Origin of the sequence: Thermus thermophilus HB8, assembly GCF_000091545.1 — a bacterium.
GTDB classification, from domain to species: Bacteria; Deinococcota; Deinococci; order Deinococcales; family Thermaceae; genus Thermus; species Thermus thermophilus.
Window position 1 is genome coordinate 1,668,025 of sequence record NC_006461.1, and the last position, 19,782, is coordinate 1,687,806.

28 protein-coding genes and 3 tRNA genes are annotated in these 19,782 nt (G+C 70.4%); 17 read left to right on the top strand and 14 right to left on the bottom strand.

The window, feature by feature from the left end; genetic code table 11:
• Positions 1–9: 9 nt before the first annotated feature.
• The 4 genes from rpmA to secG all read right to left on the bottom strand — a co-directional run bounded on the left by rpmA (position 10) and on the right by secG (position 1,013).
• Positions 10–267, bottom strand: a complete 258-nt coding sequence (gene rpmA / locus TTH_RS09035) for a 50S ribosomal protein L27 (RefSeq protein WP_011228914.1) — start codon at positions 265–267, stop codon at positions 10–12.
• A 3-nt stretch (positions 268–270) separates the two neighbouring features.
• Entirely contained in the window at positions 271–576 is a 306-nt protein-coding gene (gene rplU / locus TTH_RS09040) for a 50S ribosomal protein L21 (protein ID WP_008633581.1), read from the bottom strand.
• 97 nt (positions 577–673) lie between these two features.
• A tRNA-Ala gene (locus TTH_RS09045) sits at positions 674–749 on the bottom strand.
• 36 nt (positions 750–785) lie between these two features.
• The gene (secG, locus tag TTH_RS09050) at positions 786–1,013 is read right to left on the bottom strand and encodes a preprotein translocase subunit SecG (protein ID WP_008633583.1); all 228 of its coding nucleotides are present in this window, start codon (positions 1,011–1,013) and stop codon (positions 786–788) included.
• A 69-nt stretch (positions 1,014–1,082) separates the two neighbouring features.
• On the opposite strand from secG, the gene TTH_RS09055 reads away from it, so the two are divergent.
• The 4 genes from TTH_RS09055 to TTH_RS09070 all read left to right on the top strand — a co-directional run bounded on the left by TTH_RS09055 (position 1,083) and on the right by TTH_RS09070 (position 5,256).
• Positions 1,083–1,157: transfer RNA gene (locus TTH_RS09055), tRNA-Thr, on the top strand.
• Positions 1,158–1,290: 133 nt separating this feature from the next.
• Positions 1,291–2,721, top strand: a complete 1,431-nt coding sequence (rtcB, locus tag TTH_RS09060; RefSeq protein ID WP_011228915.1) for an RNA ligase RtcB — start codon at positions 1,291–1,293, stop codon at positions 2,719–2,721.
• A gap of 134 nt (positions 2,722–2,855) precedes the next feature.
• Positions 2,856–4,319 (top strand): phosphodiester glycosidase family protein, encoded by a 1,464-nt coding sequence (locus TTH_RS09065; RefSeq protein WP_011228916.1) that lies wholly within the window; start codon positions 2,856–2,858, stop codon positions 4,317–4,319.
• A gap of 16 nt (positions 4,320–4,335) precedes the next feature.
• The gene (locus TTH_RS09070; RefSeq protein ID WP_011228917.1) at positions 4,336–5,256 is read left to right on the top strand and encodes a hypothetical protein; all 921 of its coding nucleotides are present in this window, start codon (positions 4,336–4,338) and stop codon (positions 5,254–5,256) included.
• On the opposite strand, the gene TTH_RS09075 is transcribed toward TTH_RS09070, so the two are convergent.
• Genes TTH_RS09075 through ispF form a run of 4 tightly spaced genes read right to left on the bottom strand, consistent with a single transcriptional unit; the run spans position 5,234 to position 6,669 of the window.
• Positions 5,234–5,563, bottom strand: a complete 330-nt coding sequence (locus tag TTH_RS09075; RefSeq protein ID WP_011173813.1) for a NifB/NifX family molybdenum-iron cluster-binding protein — start codon at positions 5,561–5,563, stop codon at positions 5,234–5,236. The genes TTH_RS09070 and TTH_RS09075 overlap by 23 nt on opposite strands.
• A 28-nt stretch (positions 5,564–5,591) precedes the next feature.
• Complete coding sequence (moaC, locus tag TTH_RS09080; RefSeq protein WP_011228918.1) at positions 5,592–6,065, bottom strand: cyclic pyranopterin monophosphate synthase MoaC; 474 nt, start codon at positions 6,063–6,065, stop codon at positions 5,592–5,594.
• Between the two features lie 9 nt (positions 6,066–6,074).
• A complete protein-coding gene (locus tag TTH_RS11540; protein WP_024119195.1) occupies positions 6,075–6,218 on the bottom strand; it encodes a TRIC cation channel family protein in 144 nt (47 codons plus the stop codon).
• Positions 6,211–6,669: a 2-C-methyl-D-erythritol 2,4-cyclodiphosphate synthase gene (gene ispF / locus TTH_RS09090; RefSeq protein WP_011228919.1), complete on the bottom strand. Its 459-nt coding sequence runs from the start codon at positions 6,667–6,669 to the stop codon at positions 6,211–6,213. The genes TTH_RS11540 and ispF overlap by 8 nt, the downstream gene beginning before the upstream one ends.
• A 16-nt stretch (positions 6,670–6,685) precedes the next feature.
• Between ispF and TTH_RS09095 the strand changes: the two genes are divergently transcribed.
• Together TTH_RS09095 and TTH_RS09100 are read left to right on the top strand one after the other, a co-directional pair.
• Positions 6,686–7,243, top strand: a complete 558-nt coding sequence (locus TTH_RS09095; RefSeq protein WP_011228920.1) for an HD domain-containing protein — start codon at positions 6,686–6,688, stop codon at positions 7,241–7,243.
• A 58-nt stretch (positions 7,244–7,301) separates the two neighbouring features.
• Positions 7,302–7,622, top strand: coding sequence for an FUN14 domain-containing protein (locus tag TTH_RS09100; RefSeq protein WP_164926073.1), 321 nt, complete (start codon positions 7,302–7,304; stop codon positions 7,620–7,622).
• Between the two features lie 32 nt (positions 7,623–7,654).
• Here TTH_RS09100 and TTH_RS09105 read toward each other — a convergent pair whose 3' ends face one another.
• Positions 7,655–7,981, bottom strand: coding sequence for a nucleotide pyrophosphohydrolase (locus TTH_RS09105; protein WP_008633725.1), 327 nt, complete (start codon positions 7,979–7,981; stop codon positions 7,655–7,657).
• A 166-nt stretch (positions 7,982–8,147) separates the two neighbouring features.
• Here TTH_RS09105 and mgsA point away from each other — a divergent pair, with 166 nt between their 5' ends.
• The 4 genes from mgsA to TTH_RS09125 are packed head-to-tail and all read left to right on the top strand — an operon-like array spanning position 8,148 to position 11,526.
• Entirely contained in the window at positions 8,148–8,528 is a 381-nt protein-coding gene (mgsA, locus tag TTH_RS09110; RefSeq protein ID WP_011228922.1) for a methylglyoxal synthase, read from the top strand.
• 59 nt (positions 8,529–8,587) lie between these two features.
• A complete protein-coding gene (locus TTH_RS09115; RefSeq protein ID WP_011228923.1) occupies positions 8,588–9,004 on the top strand; it encodes an NUDIX hydrolase in 417 nt (138 codons plus the stop codon).
• Positions 9,005–9,014: 10 nt separating this feature from the next.
• Positions 9,015–10,235 carry a tRNA uracil 4-sulfurtransferase ThiI gene (gene thiI, locus TTH_RS09120; protein ID WP_011173822.1) on the top strand — a complete coding sequence of 407 codons (1,221 nt, stop codon included), beginning with the start codon at positions 9,015–9,017 and terminating at the stop codon, positions 10,233–10,235.
• Positions 10,222–11,526, top strand: coding sequence for an amidase (locus TTH_RS09125; RefSeq protein ID WP_011228924.1), 1,305 nt, complete (start codon positions 10,222–10,224; stop codon positions 11,524–11,526). Before thiI ends, TTH_RS09125 begins: the two co-directional genes overlap by 14 nt.
• On the opposite strand, the gene TTH_RS09130 is transcribed toward TTH_RS09125, so the two are convergent.
• Positions 11,518–12,708, bottom strand: coding sequence for an SLC13 family permease (locus TTH_RS09130; RefSeq protein ID WP_011228925.1), 1,191 nt, complete (start codon positions 12,706–12,708; stop codon positions 11,518–11,520). The genes TTH_RS09125 and TTH_RS09130 overlap by 9 nt on opposite strands.
• A complete protein-coding gene (locus TTH_RS09135; RefSeq protein ID WP_011173825.1) occupies positions 12,686–13,270 on the bottom strand; it encodes a GNAT family N-acetyltransferase in 585 nt (194 codons plus the stop codon). Before TTH_RS09135 ends, TTH_RS09130 begins: the two co-directional genes overlap by 23 nt.
• 20 nt (positions 13,271–13,290) lie before the next feature.
• Between TTH_RS09135 and TTH_RS09140 the strand changes: the two genes are divergently transcribed.
• The gene (locus TTH_RS09140) at positions 13,291–14,385 is read left to right on the top strand and encodes a M28 family metallopeptidase (RefSeq protein WP_011228926.1); all 1,095 of its coding nucleotides are present in this window, start codon (positions 13,291–13,293) and stop codon (positions 14,383–14,385) included.
• Here the strand turns inward: TTH_RS09140 and TTH_RS09145 are convergent.
• On the bottom strand, positions 14,330–14,977 hold the full coding sequence (locus TTH_RS09145) for a transposase (protein WP_224065233.1): 648 nt from the start codon (positions 14,975–14,977) through the stop codon (positions 14,330–14,332). The genes TTH_RS09140 and TTH_RS09145 overlap by 56 nt on opposite strands.
• On the opposite strand from TTH_RS09145, the gene TTH_RS11545 reads away from it, so the two are divergent.
• The 6 genes from TTH_RS11545 (at position 14,919) to TTH_RS09170 (ending at position 17,254) form a co-directional block, all read left to right on the top strand.
• Positions 14,919–15,104 (top strand): hypothetical protein, encoded by a 186-nt coding sequence (locus TTH_RS11545; RefSeq protein ID WP_223966770.1) that lies wholly within the window; start codon positions 14,919–14,921, stop codon positions 15,102–15,104. The genes TTH_RS09145 and TTH_RS11545 overlap by 59 nt on opposite strands.
• Positions 15,105–15,400: 296 nt before the next feature.
• Positions 15,401–15,477 (top strand) — tRNA-Met (locus TTH_RS09150).
• A gap of 53 nt (positions 15,478–15,530) precedes the next feature.
• Positions 15,531–15,773, top strand: coding sequence for a 4a-hydroxytetrahydrobiopterin dehydratase (locus TTH_RS09155; RefSeq protein WP_011228928.1), 243 nt, complete (start codon positions 15,531–15,533; stop codon positions 15,771–15,773).
• A gap of 12 nt (positions 15,774–15,785) precedes the next feature.
• On the top strand, positions 15,786–16,163 hold the full coding sequence (locus TTH_RS09160) for an acyl-CoA thioesterase (RefSeq protein WP_011173828.1): 378 nt from the start codon (positions 15,786–15,788) through the stop codon (positions 16,161–16,163).
• Entirely contained in the window at positions 16,147–16,485 is a 339-nt protein-coding gene (locus tag TTH_RS09165; RefSeq protein ID WP_011228929.1) for a DCC1-like thiol-disulfide oxidoreductase family protein, read from the top strand. Before TTH_RS09160 ends, TTH_RS09165 begins: the two co-directional genes overlap by 17 nt.
• The gene (locus TTH_RS09170) at positions 16,451–17,254 is read left to right on the top strand and encodes a DNA-formamidopyrimidine glycosylase (protein WP_011173830.1); all 804 of its coding nucleotides are present in this window, start codon (positions 16,451–16,453) and stop codon (positions 17,252–17,254) included. Before TTH_RS09165 ends, TTH_RS09170 begins: the two co-directional genes overlap by 35 nt.
• Here the strand turns inward: TTH_RS09170 and TTH_RS09175 are convergent.
• Both TTH_RS09175 and TTH_RS09180 read right to left on the bottom strand, forming a co-directional pair.
• Positions 17,251–18,741 (bottom strand): ABC transporter permease, encoded by a 1,491-nt coding sequence (locus TTH_RS09175; protein WP_011228930.1) that lies wholly within the window; start codon positions 18,739–18,741, stop codon positions 17,251–17,253. The genes TTH_RS09170 and TTH_RS09175 overlap by 4 nt on opposite strands.
• 6 nt (positions 18,742–18,747) lie before the next feature.
• Complete coding sequence (locus tag TTH_RS09180) at positions 18,748–19,782, bottom strand: thiamine ABC transporter substrate-binding protein (protein ID WP_011228931.1); 1,035 nt, start codon at positions 19,780–19,782, stop codon at positions 18,748–18,750.

The following is a 19,782-nucleotide window of genomic DNA, read 5'->3' on the forward strand; positions in this document are numbered from 1 at the left end:
TACGCCCGCTTAGGCCAAGGGGCGCACGTGAACGTACCGACCGAGACGGCCCCGGTCCTGGAACTCCACCACCCCGTCCACCAGGGCGAAGAGGGTGAAGTCCCGGCCCATGCCCACGTTCTTGCCGGGCTTGAACCTGGTGCCCCGCTGGCGCACCAGGATGTTGCCCGCCCGGACCACCTGGCCCTCGTACCGCTTGACCCCGAGGCGCTTGGCCTGGGAGTCGCGGCCGTTCCTCGTGGAACCTAGACCCTTTTTATGCGCCATGCCTCACCCCCGGATCTCCTTGATGAGGAGCTCGGTGTAGGGCTGGCGGTGGCCCTTCTTCCTGCGGTACTGGACCTTGGCCTTGAACTTGGAGACGAGGATCTTCTTGCCCCGGCCGTGGCCCAGCACCTCGGCCACCACGCTGGCCCCCTCCACCACCGGGGTGCCCACCACGGTCTTCTCCCCGCCCAGGAGGAGGACGGGAAGCTCCACAGTGGCCCCGGGCTCCGCGTCCAGCTTCTCCACCCGAAGCTTAAGGCCGGGCTCTACCCGGTACTGTTTGCCGCCAGTCTTCACGATCGCGAACATGCCACACCTCTGCCGGGCCCCCGGGCCCTACCGGTCTTCCACTATAGACCAGCGGGGGCGTAACCGCAAGCTAAAACCCCCCTTTCGGGGGGTGTTTTGGTGGAGCCGAGGGGATTCGAACCCCTGACCTCCTCAATGCCATTGAGGCGCGCTCCCAACTGCGCCACGGCCCCAGGCAACGCCCATGGTACCGGGGAGGGCCCGCTTTGTCAACGGGGCCAGAGGCCGATGACCAAGGCCAGGGCCGCGAAGACCACCCCCAGGATCACCGTGAGGCGGTAGAGCCCTCCCGTCACGCCCCGGGCGGAGAAGAGGTCGGCCGAGCCCCCCATGAGGTCCCCGGCCCCCTGCTTGGGCTCCTGCACCAGCACGAGGTAGACCAATAGCCCGGCCACGCCCAGGTAAAAGAGGATGACCAAGGTGTAGAGCAGGTCCATGCCCCCCACTCTACCAGAGGGGGACCGGTTGCGGGAAGTGGCCCCTTGGTTTACACTCTCTAGGGGCGGGCCGGTGTAGCTCAGCGGTAGAGCAACCGCCTCGTAAGCGGTAGGCCGCCGGTTCAAATCCGGCCACCGGCTCCAGCCGAGGCCCCGGGCGCGCCCGGGGCTTTCTCCTTGCCCTCAGGCGCAAGCCTTGACGCATAACGCATACGAGGTTAGCTTAAGGGTAAGCCCGGGCCATATGGCCCGGACGTTGTTTTTAGAGGAGGGCCCCATGTTCTTTGAGAAGATCGCCCCCTACACCTACCGCATCCCCCGGCAGGGGAAGATGCGGGTGGACGCCGTTTTCTTCGCCTCAAAGGAGATCCTAAAGGACCTCGAGGCGGAAAACTACGCCTCCTTGCAGCAGCTCATGAACGTGGCCACCCTCCCGGGCATCGTGGAGCCCGCCCTGGCCATGCCCGACATCCACTGGGGCTACGGCTTCCCCATCGGGGGAGTGGCGGCCTTTGACCCGGAGGAAGGAGGCGTGGTAAGCCCTGGCGGAGTCGGTTTTGACATCAACTGTGGGGTCCGCCTCCTCGCCTCCCACCTCACCCTAGAAGACCTCCTCCCTCGCCAGAAGGAGCTCGCCGACGCCCTCTACCGCCTCGTCCCCTCGGGGGTGGGAAGCGAAAGGAGGGACGTGCGCTTTAGCAAGCGGGAGCTCAAGGAGATCCTCAAGGAGGGGGCGGGCTGGCTCGTGAAGCGGGGGTACGGCTACCCCGAGGACGTGCGCTTCATTGAGTCCCAAGGCCGTCTTCCCTGGGCCAACCCCGACAAGGTGTCGGAAAGGGCCTTTGAGCGGGGGGCGCCCCAGATCGGCACCTTAGGAAGCGGGAACCACTTCCTCGAGGTGCAGTACGTGGACGAGGTCTACGACGAGGAGGCGGCCCTAGCCTTCGGCCTCTTCAAGGGACAGGTCACCGTCCTCATCCACACGGGAAGCCGGGGCCTCGGCCACCAGGTCTGCCAGGACTACGTGGAGCGCTTCCTCAAGGTGGCCCCCCGGTACGGCATTGAGCTCGTGGACAAGCAGCTTGCCGCCGCCCCCATAAAGAGCCCCGAGGGCCAGGACTACCTCCAGGCCATGGCCGCCGCCGCCAACTTCGCCTTCGCCAACCGCCAGCTCATCGCCCACTTCGTGCGGGAGGCCTTTGAGAAGGTGGGCTTCACCCCCAGGGACCACGGGCTCAGGGTCCTCTACGACCTCGCCCACAACAACGCCAAGTTTGAAGAGCACAGGGGCAGGCGGGTCCTCGTCCACCGCAAGGGGGCCACGCGGGCCTTCGGCCCCGGCCACCCGGAGGTCCCCGAGGAGTACCGCCGGGTGGGGCAGCCGGTCCTGGTGCCCGGGGACATGGGCCGCTACTCCTACGTCCTCGCGGGGACGGAGAAAGCCATGGAGGTTTCCTTCGGGAGCAGCTGCCACGGGGCCGGGCGCAAGATGAGCCGCCACCAGGCCAAAAAGGTGGCCCGGGAGCGGAACCTGGTGAAGGAGCTCGCGGAAAGGGGCATCCTGGTGCGGGCCGCCACCCGGGCCACGGTGGACGAGGAGATGCCCGAGGCCTACAAGGACGTCTCCTTGGTGGTGGAGGCGGTGGAGGGGGCGGGGATCGGGAAAAAGGTGGCCCGCCTCAGGCCCCTCATCGTGGTCAAGGGGTAATACCACCCCATGCTGGCTTGCGCCAGCATGGGGGCCCCGGCAAAGGGCTTCCTCGGGCTGGCTGGGCCACGGAAGCTCGGCAAAAGGGTATAAGGCTCCATCCGCTTCTCAGGAAGGTTTGGTTTCCTAGGAGGATGAGGCGGTTCGCCCTCCTCCTCTTTTTCGGCCTCGCCCTGGGCCAAACCCTCCTTCCCGTGGAAGAGCTGGGGCTCACCTTCCGGGAGGAAGGGGGGGCCTGGGTGTACCAGGGGGGCGGGAAGCGCTTCGTCTACGTCCCCGGGGTGGGCTGGGCCGAGCCCCTTGGGGCGGAGCTCCCCCCGCCCCAAGAGGGCCTCTTTCCCTTGGAGGCCCTAAAGGCCCTGGGCCACTTCCGGGTGCCCGAGGCGGGGGTGCGCTTCGGGGAGAAGCCCAAAGGCCTCCGGGTGGTCCTGGACCTGCCCGCCCCCTACCCGGCCGAGCCCCGGGAAGAGCGGGGTAAGGCGGGGGCCACCCTCTACCTGCCCTACCTCGCCCCGGACCTCCTCAAGGCCCCCTGGCCTAAGGGCCTAAAGGCCAAGGTCCGCCTTCTCCCCGAGGCCACCGAGCTCGCCCTGAGGGCGGAACAGGGCCACCTCTACTACCGCCTCTTTCCCCTCGAGGACCCCCCCCGCCTGGTCCTGGACCTCTACCTCCTCGCCCCCGAGGTGGAGGAGGTTCTGGCCCCCGGGGTGCGCTACCGGGAGGTCTACGGCTTCACCCCCGAGCCCCTGAGGCTTTACCTGGTGGAGGCGGAGCGGGGAAGGCTCCTCCCCGTGGGCACCCCGGGGAAGAGGGCGCTTCCCAAGGACCTGGCCCCGGGGGCCCTCGCCGTCCTGAACGGGGGGTACTTTGACCCGAAGAGCGGGACCCCCATCGGGCTTTGGGTGCAGGACGGGGTGACCCTCTCCTACCCCTACGGCCGGGTGGCCCTCCTCTGGGACGGGTTCGCCTTCTTTCTGGGCTTCCCCCAGTTCGTCGCCGAGGCGGTGGGGCCGGACGGGAGCCGGGTACGGGTGGGGGTGAACGCCTCCCGCGCCCGCTACACCGCCCACACGGTGCCGGGCCTGGTGGGCCGGGAGGGGGAAGGGGTGGCCCTGGTGCGGGAGGACCGGGTGGTGGCCCTCCTCCCCGCCCCGGCCGAGCTTCCCCCGGGGCACTGGGCCCTCACCTTCCCCAGGGATGCCCCTCCTTTTCCCCTCGAGGTGGGGGGCAGGCTCGCCCTCTACGGCACCCTCAACCCCCCCTTCCGCTACGCCCTGGAGGGAGGCCCCCTCCTCCTCAAGGAGGGCCGGTACGCCTACGACCCCGCCAAGGAGAACTTCAAGGACCCGAGACCCCTTCAGGCCGTGGCCCCCCAGGCGGCGGTGGCCTGGACGAAGGAGGGGAAGCTCTGGCTCCTCGTCTCCGAACCCACCACCCCCGGGGCCCTGGCCCGGGCCCTCCTCTCCTTAGGCGCCTGGAACGCGCTCAGGATGGACGGGGGGGGTTCGGCCCAGCTCTGGGTGAAGGGGCAGCTCAGGAGCCCCTACACGGGCTCCCCCAGGCCCGTGGTGAACGCCCTGGCCCTCTACCTCCCCTAAGGGGGATAATGCCCTTGTGGGCCCCGGCTTCCACCGGCTTTACGCCGACCGCCTGGCCTGGCGGTACCGCCTCCTCTTGGCCCTTGCCCTCGCCCTCCTCGGGGTCTTTCACCCCCTTTTCGCCCTCCTTTCCCCCTTAGGGCTTCTGCTCCCCGCACGGCTTTGGGAGGGGCGGGCCCTAAAGGAGATCTCCCGGGTGAGCCTGGCCTACGCCACCGCCTTGGCCTACGGGGAGGAACGGCTTTGGGCCGAGGCGGGCAAGGTTCCCGCGAGGCTTCCCCCCTTCCCTTGGGGCCTACTTCTGGCCTATGGGCTTGCCCTCCTTCTCGCCTTAGGGCTCCACCTGACAAGGCCCATCCCCCTCCCCAGCCCCGCCGGGGTGGAGAGGGTGGCCCCTCTATCCCGGGAAGGCCAGGCCCAAGACGGGGCCGCCGGGGAAAAGGAGGCCCAGGGCGAGGCGAAAGGCGAAGGGCAGGCCGCCCCTTCGCAGGGGAAGGCGCAAAGCCCCCCCTCGGAGGCCCCCGGGGAAGGCTCCCCCCAGGCCGAGGGCGCAAGCCCCGCCCAGCCCGAGGAGGGCTCCCCTGTCCGGGCCTTCCCCCGGACCGGAAGCCCGGGGGAGGAGGCCGGGCCTGCGGAAGCCCCCCCCAGGGAGGACGGAGGAGGCCAGGAAACGCCTCCGCCCCAGGCCTCGAGGCGGGGGCCCGGCGCGGGGGGTGCCCTGGAGGAGAAAGAGGGTGCCCTCCCCCCCACCCAGGCCCAAGGGCCGGAGGTGGGCCTCCTGGGCGAGGGGGAGGAAGGGGAAAAGGCCGCCCTCCCCTCCCCCTGGCCCGCAGGCCAGCCCCCGGAGGCGGTGCGCCGGGGGGTGGAGGTCTACCTGGAGAAGACCCCCCTGCCCCCCGAGGCCCGGGAGCTCCTCAGGCGCTACTTCGCTCCTTAAGGCGGGCCAGGGCCTCCTCCAGGGAGACCGGCCCCACCTCCACCCGGTCGGCCAGGGGGAAGGCCCCCAAAGACCCCTTGTGGCCGAAGCGGGCCCCCACCTTGAGGTCCACGTCCCGGAGAAGCTCTCGCATCTTGGCGTGCTTCTCCTCCCCGTGGGCCTTGGCGTAGGGGTTTTCCCGGATCTCCAGAAGGACGAGCTCCCCGGAGGGCCCGGCCTCGTAGATGGCGTACCGGGGAGCGTGGCCGAAGGGGCCGGGGTAGACCCGGGTGGCGTCGTCCTTGGCTAAGGCAATGGCGACCCGCATGTACTCAGCGTACACCCCCGGGGTAGGCCTACTGCTCCCTACGCCACTCCCCGCTCTTTCCCCCTGCCTTGTGGAGGAGGCGCACCTGGGAGATGACGAGGCCCTTGGAAGCGGCCTTGAGCATGTCGTAGACGGTGAGGGCGGCGACGGCGCAGGCGGTCATGGCCTCCATCTCCACCCCCGTCTCCGCCTTGGTCTTCACCGTGGCCTCAATGCGCACCCGCTTTTCCGCCTTAAGGAGCTCCACCCTGACCTCCACCCCGGTAAGGGGGAGGGGGTGGCAGAGGGGAATGAGGTCCGCCGTCTTCTTGGCGGCGAGGATCCCCGCAAGCTGGGCCACGACGAGGGGGTCCCCCTTCCCCACCCCGCCCTTCTCCAGGGCGGAAAGGGCCTCCTCGGTGAGCTCCACGAAGGCCTCGGCGGTGGCGGTGCGGAAGGTTTCGGGTTTCTCCGTCACGTCCACCATCCGGGGCCGGCCGTCCTGGAAGTGGGTGAGGTCCATGCCCTGAGTCTATCCCCTCGGGGTGGGGAGCCTCAGGCCAAGCCTCCGGCCGAAGAGGCGGTACTTGACCAGGTCAAACCCCTTCTCCACCCCCTTCAGGGCCCCGGTCACGGCAAAGACCAAGGTGCCGAGCCAGACCGGGGCCTCAACCATCCAGAAGCACCACCGCCCGGGCCTGGACGTGGGAAGGCGCCAGGCCCTCCGAGGTCTTGAAGGTGAGGCCAATGCGGTCCTGGGGAAGGCGGAGGAGGCGGGATAGGCTGTCCACCAAGGCCTTGCGGTGGGGGCCGAGCTTGGGCCGGTCCAGGGTGAGGACGAGGCTCGCCTGAAGCAGCTTCGCCCCCCGCGCTTCCACGAGGCGGAGGGCCTCCCGGAGAAACACCTCGCTCCGCTCGCCCCGCCAGCGGGGATCGGTGTCGGGGAAGAGGAGGCCGATGTCCCCAAGGCCGTAGGCGGAAAGGAGGGCGTCGGTGAGGGCGTGGAGGGCGGCGTCCCCATCGGAGTGGGCCAGGGCCCCCACGGGGCTTGGAATGAGGAGGCCGCAGAGGTAAAGCGGCCTCCCCTCCTCCAGGCGGTGGCTGTCCTCGCCGTAGCCGATGCGCATGGGTATACTTTAGGGCATGCCGAGCTTTGAGGAGGCCCTCGCCCTCATGGAGGCCTGGACGGAAAGCGCCTCCCTGAGGCGGCACATGCGGGCGGTGGAGGTGGCCATGCGGGCCTACGCCCGCCGCTATGGGGAGGACGAGGAGCTTTGGGCCATCGCCGGCGTCCTCCACGACATGGACTACGAGAAGTACCCCGAGGAGCACCCCTACAGGGCCGTGGAGGAGCTGAGGCGCCTGGGCTACCCCGAGGAGGTCCTCGAGGCCATCCTGGGCCACGCCAGCTACACCGGCACCCCCCGCAGAACCCGCATGGCCAAGGCCCTCTTCGCCGTGGACGAGCTCACGGGCCTCATCACCGCCGCGGTGTACGTGCGGCCGGACCGGTCCATCCTGGGCCTGGAGCTCCCCAGCCTCAAGAAGAAGTTCAAGGACAAGGCCTTCGCCAAGGGAGTGAACCGGGAGGAGATCCGGCTTGGGGCCGAGGAGCTCGGGGTGCCCCTGGACGAGCACATGGCCTTCGTCCTCGAGGCCATGAAGCAGGAGGCCCGCCTCCTCGGCCTGGAGGGCGCCTAACGGCCCGGGCGCAAAAGGGCGCTTGCCCCGCCGCCCTCCCCGCGCTAGGGTGGGAACCGTGGAGCTACCCGACCTCACCCCCTACCTGGGCCAGATCACCTTTGGCGGCCTCGCCGGCTACGCCGTGGGCTACGCCCTGAAGAAGGTGGGGCGGCTTCTGGCCATCGCCCTCGGCCTCCTCTTCGTGGCCCTCCAGCTCCTGGCCCAGGCGGGCTACGTGGAGGTGGACTGGACCCGGATCCAGCGGGACGTGGAGCCCCTTTTGCAACAGCCCGCCCTCCGAAACCTTTGGGACAGGCTCCTCGCCACCCTCACCCACAACCTCCCCTTCGGCGCGAGCTTCGTGGGCGGCCTCGTCCTGGGCCTCAGGGCCGGCTGAGCCAAGCCACCCCCAAGGCGAGGAGGAGGGCCCTAGCCGCCATCCTTAGGGGTCCAGCGCGAGCGGTCCCGGGCCCGGTACTTGGCCATGACCCGGCGGAAGGCGGCCTCGAGGTCCACCCCCTCCCGGTTGGCCAGGGAGATGAGGACGAAGAGGAGGTCGCCGAGCTCCTCGGCGAGGTCCCCCTCCGCCTCCCCCGGCTTCGGCGTCTTGCCGTGGCGGTGGGCCAGGACCCGGGCGAGTTCGCCGAGCTCCTCCGCCAGACGGGCGAGCATCAGGAGGGGCGGGAAGTAGCCCTCCCGGAACGAGGAGATCCAGGCGTCCACCTCCTCCTGGGCTTCGCGGAAGGTGAGGGCCATGGGCTACCTCCCACCCCTGTTCCCGGCCCTAAGCCCCCCACCCCGGCTTTCGCCGCGGTGGGGTCTCCCCCAAGCCCCAGCCTGGGCGTCCCGTGTGGCGAAGCCAACCTGCGGACTTCCAAAACCCCAAGGCGCGCGCCCCATGCCCCAAGCCTACAATATGCCCATGAAGGCCCTGGCCCTCATCGCCCACGACGCCAAGAAGGACGAGATGGTGGCCTTTTGCCTGCGGCACAAGGACGTCCTGGCCCGCTACCCCCTACTCGCCACGGGGACCACGGGGGCCCGCATCCAGGAGGCCACGGGCCTCGCCGTGGAGCGGGTGCTCTCCGGTCCCTTGGGCGGGGACCTGCAGATCGGGGCCCGGGTGGCCGAGGGAAAGGTGTTGGCGGTGGTCTTCCTCCAGGACCCCCTGACCGCCAAGCCCCACGAACCGGACGTCCAGGCCCTGATGCGGGTCTGCAACGTGCACGGGGTGCCCCTGGCCACCAACTTGGTGGCGGCGGAGGCCCTCATCGCCTGGATCCGCAAGGGAACCCCCCAATAGCGCGGCGGGAATTTGCGCCTCGGCCACAATCCTGCTAGCCTAAGAAGGTGCGCGCCGGGATGCCCAGGAAGCGCTCCGTGGCCCTGGCCGCCTGGGGCGAGGAAGGGCTCCTCCTCGTCCTCCGCCCCCAGGACGACCCCGAGTTTCCCGGGGCCTGGGGGCTTCCCGCGGTGAGCCTCCAGGGGGAGGAGACCCTGGAGGAGGCCGCCTTAAGGGTCGCCCGGGAGAAGCTCGGCGCGGAGGTGGCCGAGGCCGGGCCCATAGCCTTCGGCGTGGAGGAGCGGCCGGGGTACACCCTGGAGCTTTGGGTCTACGAGGGAAGGCTTCTGGGAAGGCCCCGCCTCCCTGAGCCCAAGCCGGGCAAGACCTACTACGCGGCCTTCCGCTTCGGCCGGCCCGAGGAGCTCAAGGCGGCCGCGAGGCAAGGCTCCCTTTGCAGCCGGCTCTTCCTCGCGGTCAAGGGGCTTTGCCCCTAGAAAGGACGTCATGGAAACCCTGCTTCTCGTGCAACTCTTCCACGAGCTCGCCCTTAAGGGGAAAAACCGCCCCTTCTTCCTCAAGCGGGCCAAGGCCCACGTGCGGCGGGCCCTAAAGGGCCTGGGGGTGGCCCTCGAGGGGGAGTGGCCCATGGCCCTCCTCTTCCGCCTCCCCGAGGAGGCCTGGCCCGAGGCCAAGGCCCGCCTCCAGGACACCCTGGGGGTGGAACGCTTCGCCCGGGTCCATAGGACCCCGCCCGACCTCGAGGCCCTGAAGGCCGCCCTAGAAAAGGCCCTGGAGGGCCAGGCCTTCGGGAGCTTCCGCATCACCGCCAAGCGCTCCGACAAAGCGTTTCCCCTCACCTCCCCGGAGATAGAGCGGGCCCTCGGGGCTTTCGTGAAGGGAAAAACGGGCGCCCCGGTGCGGCTCAAGGGGGCGGAGCGGGAGTTCGTGGTCCGGGTGCTCCCCGGGGCGGCCCTCCTGGAGGTGGAGCGCCACCCGGGCCCCGGGGGGCTTCCCCCCGGGGTCTCGGGGCGGGTGGTGGCCCTCCTCTCCGGGGGGATTGACTCCCCGGTGGCCGCCTACCGCCTCATGCGCCGGGGGGCGGAGGTGGTCCTCGTGCACTTCCACCCCTTCCCCCTCCTCTCGGGGGCGAGCCGGGAGAAGGCCAAGGCCCTCGCCGAGCGCCTGGCCCGCTTCCAGCACCGCCTGAGGCTCCACCTCGTCCCCTTCAGCGAGGTCCAGCGCCACATCATCGTGGAGGCCCCCACGGCCTACCGGGTGGTCCTCTACCGCCGCTACATGCTGAGGATCGCCGAGGCCATCGCCAGGGAAGAAGGCGCCCTCGCCCTTTGCACCGGGGACAGCCTGGGCCAGGTGGCCTCCCAGACCCTGGAGAACCTCCACGCCGTGAACCAGGCGGCCACCCTCCCCGTCTTCCGGCCCCTCATCGGGTGGGACAAAGAGGAGATCGTGGCCGAGGCCCAGAGGATCGGCACCTACGCCACCTCCATCCTCCCCGACGAGGAGTGCTGCACCCTCTTCGCCCCCAAGCACCCCGTGACCCGGGCGAGGCTGGAGGTGGTCCTAGAGACGGAGGCCCGCCTGCCCACGGAGGAGCTTTTGGCCCTGGCCCTAAAGGAGCGGGAAGTCCTCACCTACACCTGGCCCGGAAAGCCCCTACCCGAGGAGCCGGAAGGCGCTTTTATAATGGAGCATGGACCTGCTTGAGGCGAAGCGCCTTCTGGAAACGGGAAGGACCACCCCTCTAGCCCTTTTGGAAGAGGCCCTGGAGCGGGCCAAGGCCTTCCAGGACCGGAACGCCCTCGCCTACCTGGACGAGGAGGCCGCCCGCAAGGAGGCCCTGGCCCTCACGGAGGAGCTCAGGCGGGGCCAGGTGCGGGGGCCTCTCCACGGCCTTCCCCTCACCGTAAAGGACCTCTTCCCCGTGAAGGGGATGCCCACCCGGGCGGGGACGAAGGCCCCCCTCCCTCCCCTTCCCGAGGAGGCGAGGGCGGTGCGCCGCCTGAGGGAGGCCGGGGCCCTCCTCTTCGCCAAGACCAACATGCACGAGATCGCCCTGGGCATCACCGGGGAGAACCCCTGGACGGGCCCGGTGCGGAACGCCGTGGACCCCAGCCGCCAGGCCGGGGGGTCTAGCGGCGGGAGCGCCGTGGCCGTGGCCTTAGGGATCGGCCTCGCCTCCCTGGGCACGGACACCGGGGGGTCCATCCGCATCCCCGCGGGCTTCAACGGGGTGGTGGGCTTCAAGCCCTCCTACGGCCGGGTGAGCCTGGAAGGGGCCCTTCCCCTCTCCCGCTCCACGGACCACGCCGGGCCCCTCACCCGGAGTGTGCGGGACGCCCACTTCCTCACGGAGATCCTGGCCGGGGAGAGCATTCCCTTGGAGGGCGTCCAGAACCCCGTCTTCGGGGTCCCCCTGGACTTCCTGGAGGGGAGGCTTGGGGTGGAGGTGCGGAAGGCCTTCACCCGGCTCTTGGAAGATCTCCCCGCCCTAAGGGCCGAGGTGAGGGAGGTCTCCCTTCCCCTGGAAGGCGTCTACGAGGTCTACACCCGCCTGGTGCGCTACGAGGCGGCCCGGATCCACGAGAAGGCCCTGAAGGAGCATCCCGAAGGCTTCTCCCCCCAGGTGCGGGAAGCCCTCCTCGCGGGCCTCGCCCTCACGGAGAAGGACTACCGGGACGCCGTGGCCGAGCGGGAGGCGCTCAGGCTGGAGCTGGTGAAGGCCCTGAGGGGGGTGGACGCCCTCCTCCTCCCCGTCCAGCCCCTCCCCGCCCCTCCCTTGGGCACGGAGGAGGTGGAGCTGGAGTCCGGCAGGAAGGGCCACCGCGAGGCCTTCATCACCCTCACCCTGCCCTTCAGCCTCCTCGGGGTCCCCACCCTCGCCCTCCCCTTCGCCAAGGTGGAGGGGATGCCGGTGGGGCTCCAGGTGGTGGGGGCGTACGGGGAGGACGGGAAGGTCCTGGCCCTCGGGGGCTGGCTCGAGGCCCGGCTAGGCTAGCCCCAGGTAGAGGAGGGCCAGGGAGAAGAGGGTGAGGGGAAGCCCGAAGCGGAGGTGCTCCAGGAGGCCCACCCGCACCCCCTCCCGTCCCGCCCCCTCGGCCACGATGAGGTTCGCCACGCTGGCGAGCAGGGTGAGGTTGCCCGCCAGGGTGCTCCCCCCGGCGAGGAGGAGCCACTCCTCCGGGGTCTTGGCCAGGGGGGCGAGGAGGAGGACCGCGGGCACGTTGGAGATGAGGAGGGAGAGGAGGGTGGCGGCGAGGAGGAGCCCGAGGGGGCTAGAGGCGAGGGGCAAAAGGGCCTCGGCGAGCCCCAGGCGGCGCACCCCTTCGGTGAGGACGAAGAGCCCGCCGAACATCACCAGAAGCTCCCAGTCCACCCGCATGAAGTACCGCTCCGAGCGGAGCCTCCGGGTGAAGAGGAGAAGCCCCGCCGCCACCAAGGCCCCCTGGGCCATGGGGTAGCCGAGGAGGAAGGCGAGGAGGAGCCCCGAGGCCACGAGAAGCCCTTTGCGGAGAAGCCCGGGGTGGAGCCGGTAGCGCAAAGGGGGAGGGGGCGGAAGGGGCCTTAGGGAGCGGGCCTCGGGGTAGAGGAGGGCGAGGAGCCCCACCTGCAGGGCGAGGCCCAGGAAGGCCACGGGGAAAAGGGCCCGGAGGAAGTCCAGGTAGGCCATCCCCGAGAGGCTCGCCACCAGGATGTTCTGGGGGTTTCCCGTGGGGGTCATGAGGCTTCCCGTGTTCACCCCCGCCATGAGGGCGAGGAGGTAAGGCACGGGGTTCAGGCCCAGGCCCCGGGCGAGGCGGAGGACGAGGGGGGTGAGGAGGAGGGCCATGGTGTCGTTGAGGAAGAGGGCGGAAAGGAGGCCCGAGCCCAGGCTGAGGAGGACGAGGAGGGCGAAGGGGGTCCTGGCCCTCTTCCAAAGCCCCTCGGCCACCCAGCCGAAGAAGCCCGCGTAGCCCAGGTGGGCGTTCAGGACCATGACCCCGAAGAGGAAGACCAGGGTGGAGGGGTCCAGGGCCCGCCAGGCCTCCTCGAGGTCCAAGGCGCCGAGGAGCACGAGGAGGCTTGCCCCCACCAGGGCCACCCCCGCCCGGTTCATCCGGTAGCCGGGAAGCCCCCCCAGGGCGAGGCCCAGGTAGGCGAGGAGGAGGACGAGGAGGCTAAGGGTTTCCCGAAGCGCCATAGAGCCTGGCCTCTAGCCTCGCCTTCACCCCCGGCCACTCCTCCTTGAGGACGCTGTAGACCACGTCGTCCCGGAAGGCGCCATCGGGAAGCCTGCGGTTTTTCCGCAAGACCCCTTCCCGCACCGCTCCCAGGGCCTCCAGGGCTCTTTGGCTCCTCTCGTTCCTCAGGTCCACCTTGAACTGGACCCTCTCCGCCCGGAGGACCTCAAAGGCGTGGCGGAGGAGGAGGTACTTGGCCTCCTTGTTGGCGGGGCTTCCCCAGAAGGGCTTGAAGAGCATGGTGCCGAGCTCCAGCTTGGCGTGCTCGGGCTCGGGGGCGATCACGGAGATCCGCCCCGCCACCTCCTTCCCGAAGAGGATGGCCCAGTTCACCCGGCCGGGCTCCCCAAGGAGCCCTTCCAGGTGGGCCCTTAAGGCTTCCTCCGTGGGGGCCACGGGGGCCCGGCTCAGGAAGCGGTAGACCTCGGGATCGTAGTGCCGGAGAAAGGCGGGAAGGTGGGCAAGGGCGAGGGGCTCCAGGCGCACGTGCCGCCCCTCAAAGCGTTCGGGGAAGGCCCACATGAGGCCATTATGCTGGGAAGGTGGAGGCGCTGGAAGAGGTCTTGGAGCTCCTTAAGCTCCCCCACCGGGGAAGCGCCACGGCCCTCGAGGCCGAGGCCTTCCGCAGGCTGGCCGGCTTCCTGGAGGCGCGGGGCCTTAAGCCCTCGGAGATCCCCTTCCGGGGGGTGCGAAGCTACGGCCCCGAGCTTTTGGCCCTAAGCCTCCTCCTGGGCCTCGGCTTCCTCTCTCCCCTTTTCCCCCTGGCGGGGGCCTTAGGCTTCTACCTCTACTTCACGGGCAGGAGGCCCTGGGGAAGGCTTTTGGACCGCCACCCCTCGCGAAACCTCCTCGCCTGGAAGGGGGAGGGGACAAGGGCCCTCGTCCTCATGGCCCACGTGGACACGGCCAAGACCTACTTCCTCTACCACCCCAAGAGGGTGAAGGGCTTCCGGAGGAGCTTCCTCCTCAACGCCTGCCTCGCCCTGCTCTCCCCCCTTTTGGCCCTCACCCCCCTGAAATGGCCCCTAAGCCTCTACTTCCTCCTCCAGGCCGCCCTCCTCCTGCACCGGGAGCTTTCTGCTCCCTACGTGAAGGGGGGCAACGACAACGCAAGCGGCGTGGCCGTGGCCACGGCCCTCTTCCTGGAGACCGACCCCCCTCCGGGCTTCCGGCTCGGCCTCGCCCTCACGGGGTGCGAGGAGGTGGGGGCCTTGGGGGCCAAGGCCCTCCTCCCCCACCTGCCCGAGGGGACGCTCGTCCTCAACCTGGACAACGTGGGCCGGGGGGAGCTCTTCTACGCCGAGGGGGAGGGGATGCTCCGCTACGTCCCCTACCGGGGGCCGCTCCTCGAGGCCGCCCGCAAGACCCCAGGGGCGAGGCCCGTACGCTACCGCCTGGCCTACTTTGACACCCTCCCCCTGGCGCAAAGGGGGTTTCCCACCCTCACCCTCGTCCGCCTGGAAGGGGGCGTCCCCCCGGACTGGCACTGGCCCACGGACACCTTCGCCCGCCTGGACCCAAAGGCCCTAAAGGACACCCTGGCCTACGCGCGAAGCCTCCTTAAGGCCCTGGTGGGCTTGCCTAGTAAATTGCCTTGTACCCCGGAGGGGGCGGGAGAAGGGAGAGAAGAACCCTAAGGCCGTAGGCGATGAGCTCCAAAAGCGCCCGCGCCATGGCCGTCCAAGGCTTCCGCTCCCAAAGGTACCCCCCACCCAGCCGCGTCTTCATCCCCCCAAACACCCCCTCCACCACCCCGCGAAACCGGTACACCTCGGGGTCCCACCCCTCCCGCGCCCGCACCCGCGCCTCCTCCCTGGCCTCGCCCCCGCCCCGAAGCCGGATCACCGGCCGCACCCCCGCCTCCCCCAAAACCCCCCACACCTCCTTCCCGTCAAACCCCGCGTCCGCCAAAAGCCACCCCCGGGAAGGAGGAAACCGCCTCAGCACCTCCCCCCCAAGCCGGGGGTCCGGGGCGTAGCCCTCCCCCACCACTCCACCCCAGGGCCACAAGAGCCGCCTCTCCCTATCCCACCGCATCAGGGCCAGAAGCCGCGCGTGCCCCCGCACCCGCCGCACCTCCTTCCCCCGACGAAAGCGGAGAAGCCGGTCCTTGCTCCGGTAGGCCAGCCCCGTGGTGTCCATGAGGTAGAGGGGGGGAAAGCGCCGCCAGGTGTGCCGGCGCCTCGTCCGAAGCCGCTTCGCCTTCCGGCGAGGACTCCGGGGCGAGATGGGCCTCCAGTTCCCGGGAAAGCCTCTCCAGGAGGGCCTCAAGGAGTTTGGGGTCCAGGTGCTTGAGGGCGTAGCGGGCCAGGGACTGGTGGGAAGGGAAGGGGCCTTCCATCAGGTCCTGGAGTGAGGCCTCCGTCTCGCGGTAGGTGAGGTGGAAGAAGGCGCGGAAGAGAAGGAGGGCCAGGTAAAGGGCGTGGCTGTAGCGCCAGGGGCGGCCCCGCTTGCCTTTGGGGGTGGGAGGGGCCACCTCCCGGGCCAGGCGCAGGCAGTGTTCCAGGACCTCCTTGGGGCTTGCCTCCCTGCGAAGGAAGCCTCGCTTGCCCATCAGGAGAGAGATATACACCCGTCCTCCTGACCTTTGCAAGGCAAGCCCGGCCCTGGTTGACAAAGGCCAAGGGGATTTGCTACATTAACCAATGGCGACGCGGGGTGGAGCAGCCTGGTAGCTCGTCGGGCTCATAACCCGAAGGTCGCGGGTTCAAATCCCGCCCCCGCAACCAGAACCAAGCCCCGGACACCATGGGTCCGGGGCTTTTCCCTTACCCTGGAAGGCATGGACTGGGAGGAGCGGGAAAACCCCAAGCGGCTCGTCAAGACCTTCGCCTTCCCAAACTTCCGGGAGGCCCTGGACTTCGCCAACCGGGTGGGGGCCCTGGCCGAGCGGGAAAACCACCACCCCCGCCTCACCGTGGAGTGGGGCCGGGTGACGGTGGAGTGGTGGACCCACTCCGCAGGCGGGGTCACGGAGAAGGACCGGGAGATGGCGAGGCTCACCGACGCCCTCCTCCAGCGGTAACCTGGGGAGGCTATGGAGGCGCGGACCCTAGAGCTCGTCTTCCCCGAGCACACCAACCCCTTGGGGGCCGCCTTCGGCGGCTTCGTCCTCGGGCTCATGGACAAGGTGGGCTCCTACGCCGCCGCCCGCCGGGCCAAGCGCCCCGTGGTGACCGTGGCGGTGGGCAGCGTGGAGTTCAAGGTGCCCATCCGCACCGGGGACCTCCTGGAGGTGGTGGCCCGGGTGGTGCGGGTGGGCCGGACCTCCCTCACCGTGGAGGTGGAGGTCTACAAGGAGCGCTTCGGGGAGGGGAACGGAAGGGTTCTGGCCACCCAGGGGGTCCTCACCTACGTGGCGGTGAACGAGAAGGGGGAGCCGGTCCCGGTGGAGGCCCATGCGGGTACTGATTGACGGCGCCTGCCCCTACTGCCGCGCCCTGGGGCGGACCCTCAAGGCCCTGGACCTTGGGGGCACCCTCCAGGTGGTGCCCTTGCAAGAGGCCTCCGGCCTGGACCCGAAGGCGCTTCTGGAGGAGCTTCACGTCCTCGAGGGGGACCGGACCCACCGGGGCTACGCCGCCCTCCTCGCCCTGGCCCGGCGGCTTCCCCTCCTCTGGCCCCTTTACCCCCTTCTCCTCCTCCTCGTCCCCTTCGGGACGGGCGAGCGGCTCTACCGCTTCCTGGCGAAAAGGAGGCCCCGTGCCCGAGCTTCCCGAGGTGGAGACCACCCGTAGGCGGCTGCGCCCCCTGGTCCTGGGCCAGACCCTTAGGCAGGTGGTCCACCGCGACCCCGCCCGCTACCGGAACACGGCCCTGGCGGAGGGGAGGCGGATCCTGGAGGTGGACCGCCGGGGGAAGTTCCTCCTCTTCGCCCTCGAGGGCGGGGTGGAGCTCGTGGCCCACCTGGGGATGACGGGGGGGTTCCGGCTGGAGCCGACGCCCCACACCCGGGCGGCCCTGGTCCTCGAGGGCCGGACCCTCTACTTCCACGACCCCCGGCGCTTCGGGCGCCTCTTTGGGGTGCGGCGCGGGGACTACCGGGAGATCCCCCTCCTCCTCCGCCTCGGCCCCGAGCCCCTCTCGGAGGCCTTCGCCTTTCCCGGGTTCTTCCGAGGGCTGAAGGAGAGCGCGAGGCCCCTTAAGGCCCTCCTCCTGGACCAGCGCCTCGCCGCCGGGGTGGGCAACATCTACGCCGACGAGGCCCTCTTCCGCGCCCGCCTAAGCCCCTTCCGCCCCGCCCGAAGCCTCACCGAGGAGGAGGCGCGGCGCCTCTACCGGGCCCTGCGCGAGGTGCTGGCGGAGGCCGTGGAACTCGGGGGAAGCACCCTCTCGGACCAAAGCTACCGCCAGCCCGACGGCCTCCCTGGGGGCTTCCAGACGCGCCACGCCGTCTACGGCCGGGAGGGCCTCCCCTGCCCGGCCTGCGGGCGCCCGGTGGAGCGGCGGGTGGTGGCCGGGCGGGGCACCCACTTCTGCCCCACCTGCCAGGGGGAAGGCCCCTAGCCAAACCGCCCCCGGCCCCGGTCCAGAAGGTAGAAGAGCCCGGCGGAGAGGAGGGCGAGGACCAGGGCCAGGGCCACCGCCTCCCGGAAAGGGCCCTCCCCGGGGCGGCCCAGCCGCTCGTAGATGGCCAGGGCCAGGGTGGTCCACTCGGGCCGCCAGAGGACGAGGCTCGCCCCGAACTCCCCCAAAAGGGCCGCCAGGGCCAAGGCCGTCCCCGAGGAGAGGGCGGGGAGGAGGAGGGGAAGCTCCACCCGGAGGAAGGCCCGAAAAGGGCCCGCCCCCAGGACCCGGGCCGCCTGGAGGAGGCTCGGGGGGAGGCCCCGGAGGGCGGGGAGGAGGGCCCGGGCGAGGAGGGGGTAGGCGAGGAGGGCGTAGGCGGTGAGGAGGAGAAGGAGGGAGCCCCGGAGGCCAGGGTAGGCCACGAGGTACCCGAGGCCCACGGCCACCGGGCTCACCATGAGGGGCAGGAGGCCCAAGAGGTCCACCCAGAGCCTCCCCCGGGCGGCGAGGGCGTAGGCCACCCCCAAAAGGAGGGCCAGGCCCAAGGCCCCCAGGCTGAAGCGGAGGGTGTTGGTCAGGGCCAGGGGCAAGGGGGTGAAGTCCTCCGAGGCCCAGGCGGAGACCAAGGCCAGGGGCTCCAAGCGCAGGGCCAGGGCGAGGAGGGGGGCGTAAACCCCGAGGAAGAAGACCCCCATCCCCAGGGCCAAGGCCCACCCCCGCCCCCGCGGGAGGGGGCGGGGCGGAACGGGGGGCGGGAGGACCGCCCCCTGGAGGCGGAGGTAGAGGAGGGCCACCCCGGCCAAGGTGGCCACCTGGAGGAGCATGAGGGCGCTGGCCTCGGGGAAGGCCAGGCGGTAGGCGAGAAGGGTGTAGACCTCCACCTCCAAGGTGGCGTACCGGGGCCCTCCGAGGAGCAGGGGCACCCCGAAGGCGGAGAAGGCGTAGAGGAAGACGAGGAGGCCCGCCGAGCCCAAAGCGGGGAGGAGGAGGGGAAGCCCCACCCGGAGGAAGGCCCGAAAAGGGCTCGCCCCCAGGACCCGGGCCGCCTCCAGGGGCCTTTCCAGCGCCAGGGCCACCGGGAGGAGGATGCGCAGGGCGAGGCCCAGGTTGTAGAAAAGGGCGGCCCAGTAGAGGACGGCCCGGGTGCCGTAGAGGTCCAGGCCCAGAAGCCCTCGAGGCCCCACCAGGGCCAGAAACCCCAAGGCCACCACCGGGGTGGGCAGGACGAAGGGCAGGGTGGAAAGGGCGAGGAAGCCCGCCCTACCCGGGAAGCGCCAGCGGAAGAGGAAGGCGAGGGGTAGGGCCAAGGCCAGGGTGAGGAGGGCGGAGCCGAGGCCGTACTCCAGGCTGAAGAGGTAGCGCTCCCAGTAGTAGGGGTTGGCCAGGGCGCGGCCGAACCCCTCCCCCACCCCCAGGACCAGGACCCGGCCTAAGGGGTAGAAGAGGGCGAAGGCGAGGAAGGCGAGGACCAGGGCGGCCGCGCCCACCCCAGCTCACCGCCGCCCGGCCCGCACCGCCTCGGGGTCCTGGCCCTGGAGGACCACCCGGGTCCACTCCTCAATCCACCGCTCCCGGTTCGCCGCCATGCGGGCCGGGTCCAGGCGCACGGCCCCGGCGGGAGGCGGGGTGAAGCGGAAGACCTCGGGCAGGCGGGCGTCCCGCCTGGCGGGGTAGACCCACATCTCCGTGGGGATGTTCTCCTGCACGGGGCGGGAGAGGAGCCAGTCCACGAAGCGGCGGGCGGCCTCCAGGTTCTTGGTCCCCTTGAGGATGCCCACGAACTCCACCTGGAAGAAGGCGAGCTCCGGGAAGAGGTTCCCGGTGGGGGGCTCCTTGTACTTGCCCTCGGAGTAGTAGACCTCGGCGGCGGGGCTCGTGGTGTAGGAGACCACCAGGGGCCGGTCCCCGCCGTGGAGGGTGAAGTGGGTGTAGTAGGCCTCGCTCCAGCCCTTGGCCACCCGGACGCCCCCGTCCCGGAGCCTGGCCCAGAAGTCCAGGTACCCGTCCTCCCCGAAGCGGGCCACCGTGGCCATCAGGAAGGCGAGGCCCGGGGAGCTGGTGGCGGGGTTCTCCACCACGAGCAGGCGGGCGTACTCCGGGCGGGCGAGGTCCTCCGGCCTTTGCGGCAGGGCCTTGCCCCGGAAGTAGGCCCGGTCGTAGTTGAGGCTGACGAAGCCGTAGTCCACGGGGATGGCCCGGAAGCTGGGGTCCAGAAGGAGCTCGGAGCGGAGGTTCCGGATCTCCGGGCTCACGTAGGGGAGGAGGATGTCCGCCTCGAGGGCCCGGGAGAGGAAGGTGTTGTCAAAGCCGTAGAGGACGTCGGCGATGGGGGCCCCCTTGGAGAGGATGGCCTTGTTCAGGGTCTCCCCCGCGTCGCCTCCCTTGAGGAAGCGGAGCCGGATCCCCGTCTCCTCCTGGAACCGGGCGATGAGGGCCTTGTCCAGGGAGAAGCTGGAGTGGGTGAGGACCACGAGCTCCTGGGCCAAGCCCAGGGTCAGGAACGCCAAAGCCGCCAGGATTTTCCGCAT

What these genes read in the sequence shown, in the direction of transcription:
- rpmA (WP_011228914.1), bottom strand. Translation starts at nt 267, where the DNA reads ATGGCGCATAAAAAGGGTCTAGGTTCCACGAGGAACGGCCGCGACTCC.
- rplU (WP_008633581.1), bottom strand. Translation starts at nt 576, where the DNA reads ATGTTCGCGATCGTGAAGACTGGCGGCAAACAGTACCGGGTAGAGCCC.
- secG (WP_008633583.1), bottom strand. Translation starts at nt 1,013, where the DNA reads ATGGACCTGCTCTACACCTTGGTCATCCTCTTTTACCTGGGCGTGGCC.
- rtcB (WP_011228915.1), top strand. Translation starts at nt 1,291, where the DNA reads ATGTTCTTTGAGAAGATCGCCCCCTACACCTACCGCATCCCCCGGCAG.
- TTH_RS09065 (WP_011228916.1), top strand. Translation starts at nt 2,856, where the DNA reads ATGAGGCGGTTCGCCCTCCTCCTCTTTTTCGGCCTCGCCCTGGGCCAA.
- TTH_RS09075 (WP_011173813.1), bottom strand. Translation starts at nt 5,563, where the DNA reads ATGCGGGTCGCCATTGCCTTAGCCAAGGACGACGCCACCCGGGTCTAC.
- moaC (WP_011228918.1), bottom strand. Translation starts at nt 6,065, where the DNA reads ATGGACCTCACCCACTTCCAGGACGGCCGGCCCCGGATGGTGGACGTG.
- TTH_RS11540 (WP_024119195.1), bottom strand. Translation starts at nt 6,218, where the DNA reads ATGGTTGAGGCCCCGGTCTGGCTCGGCACCTTGGTCTTTGCCGTGACC.
- ispF (WP_011228919.1), bottom strand. Translation starts at nt 6,669, where the DNA reads ATGCGCATCGGCTACGGCGAGGACAGCCACCGCCTGGAGGAGGGGAGG.
- TTH_RS09095 (WP_011228920.1), top strand. Translation starts at nt 6,686, where the DNA reads ATGCCGAGCTTTGAGGAGGCCCTCGCCCTCATGGAGGCCTGGACGGAA.
- TTH_RS09105 (WP_008633725.1), bottom strand. Translation starts at nt 7,981, where the DNA reads ATGGCCCTCACCTTCCGCGAAGCCCAGGAGGAGGTGGACGCCTGGATC.
- mgsA (WP_011228922.1), top strand. Translation starts at nt 8,148, where the DNA reads ATGAAGGCCCTGGCCCTCATCGCCCACGACGCCAAGAAGGACGAGATG.
- TTH_RS09115 (WP_011228923.1), top strand. Translation starts at nt 8,588, where the DNA reads ATGCCCAGGAAGCGCTCCGTGGCCCTGGCCGCCTGGGGCGAGGAAGGG.
- thiI (WP_011173822.1), top strand. Translation starts at nt 9,015, where the DNA reads ATGGAAACCCTGCTTCTCGTGCAACTCTTCCACGAGCTCGCCCTTAAG.
- TTH_RS09125 (WP_011228924.1), top strand. Translation starts at nt 10,222, where the DNA reads ATGGACCTGCTTGAGGCGAAGCGCCTTCTGGAAACGGGAAGGACCACC.
- TTH_RS09130 (WP_011228925.1), bottom strand. Translation starts at nt 12,708, where the DNA reads ATGGCGCTTCGGGAAACCCTTAGCCTCCTCGTCCTCCTCCTCGCCTAC.
- TTH_RS09135 (WP_011173825.1), bottom strand. Translation starts at nt 13,270, where the DNA reads ATGTGGGCCTTCCCCGAACGCTTTGAGGGGCGGCACGTGCGCCTGGAG.
- TTH_RS09155 (WP_011228928.1), top strand. Translation starts at nt 15,531, where the DNA reads ATGGACTGGGAGGAGCGGGAAAACCCCAAGCGGCTCGTCAAGACCTTC.
- TTH_RS09160 (WP_011173828.1), top strand. Translation starts at nt 15,786, where the DNA reads ATGGAGGCGCGGACCCTAGAGCTCGTCTTCCCCGAGCACACCAACCCC.
- TTH_RS09165 (WP_011228929.1), top strand. Translation starts at nt 16,147, where the DNA reads ATGCGGGTACTGATTGACGGCGCCTGCCCCTACTGCCGCGCCCTGGGG.
- TTH_RS09180 (WP_011228931.1), bottom strand. Translation starts at nt 19,782, where the DNA reads ATGCGGAAAATCCTGGCGGCTTTGGCGTTCCTGACCCTGGGCTTGGCC.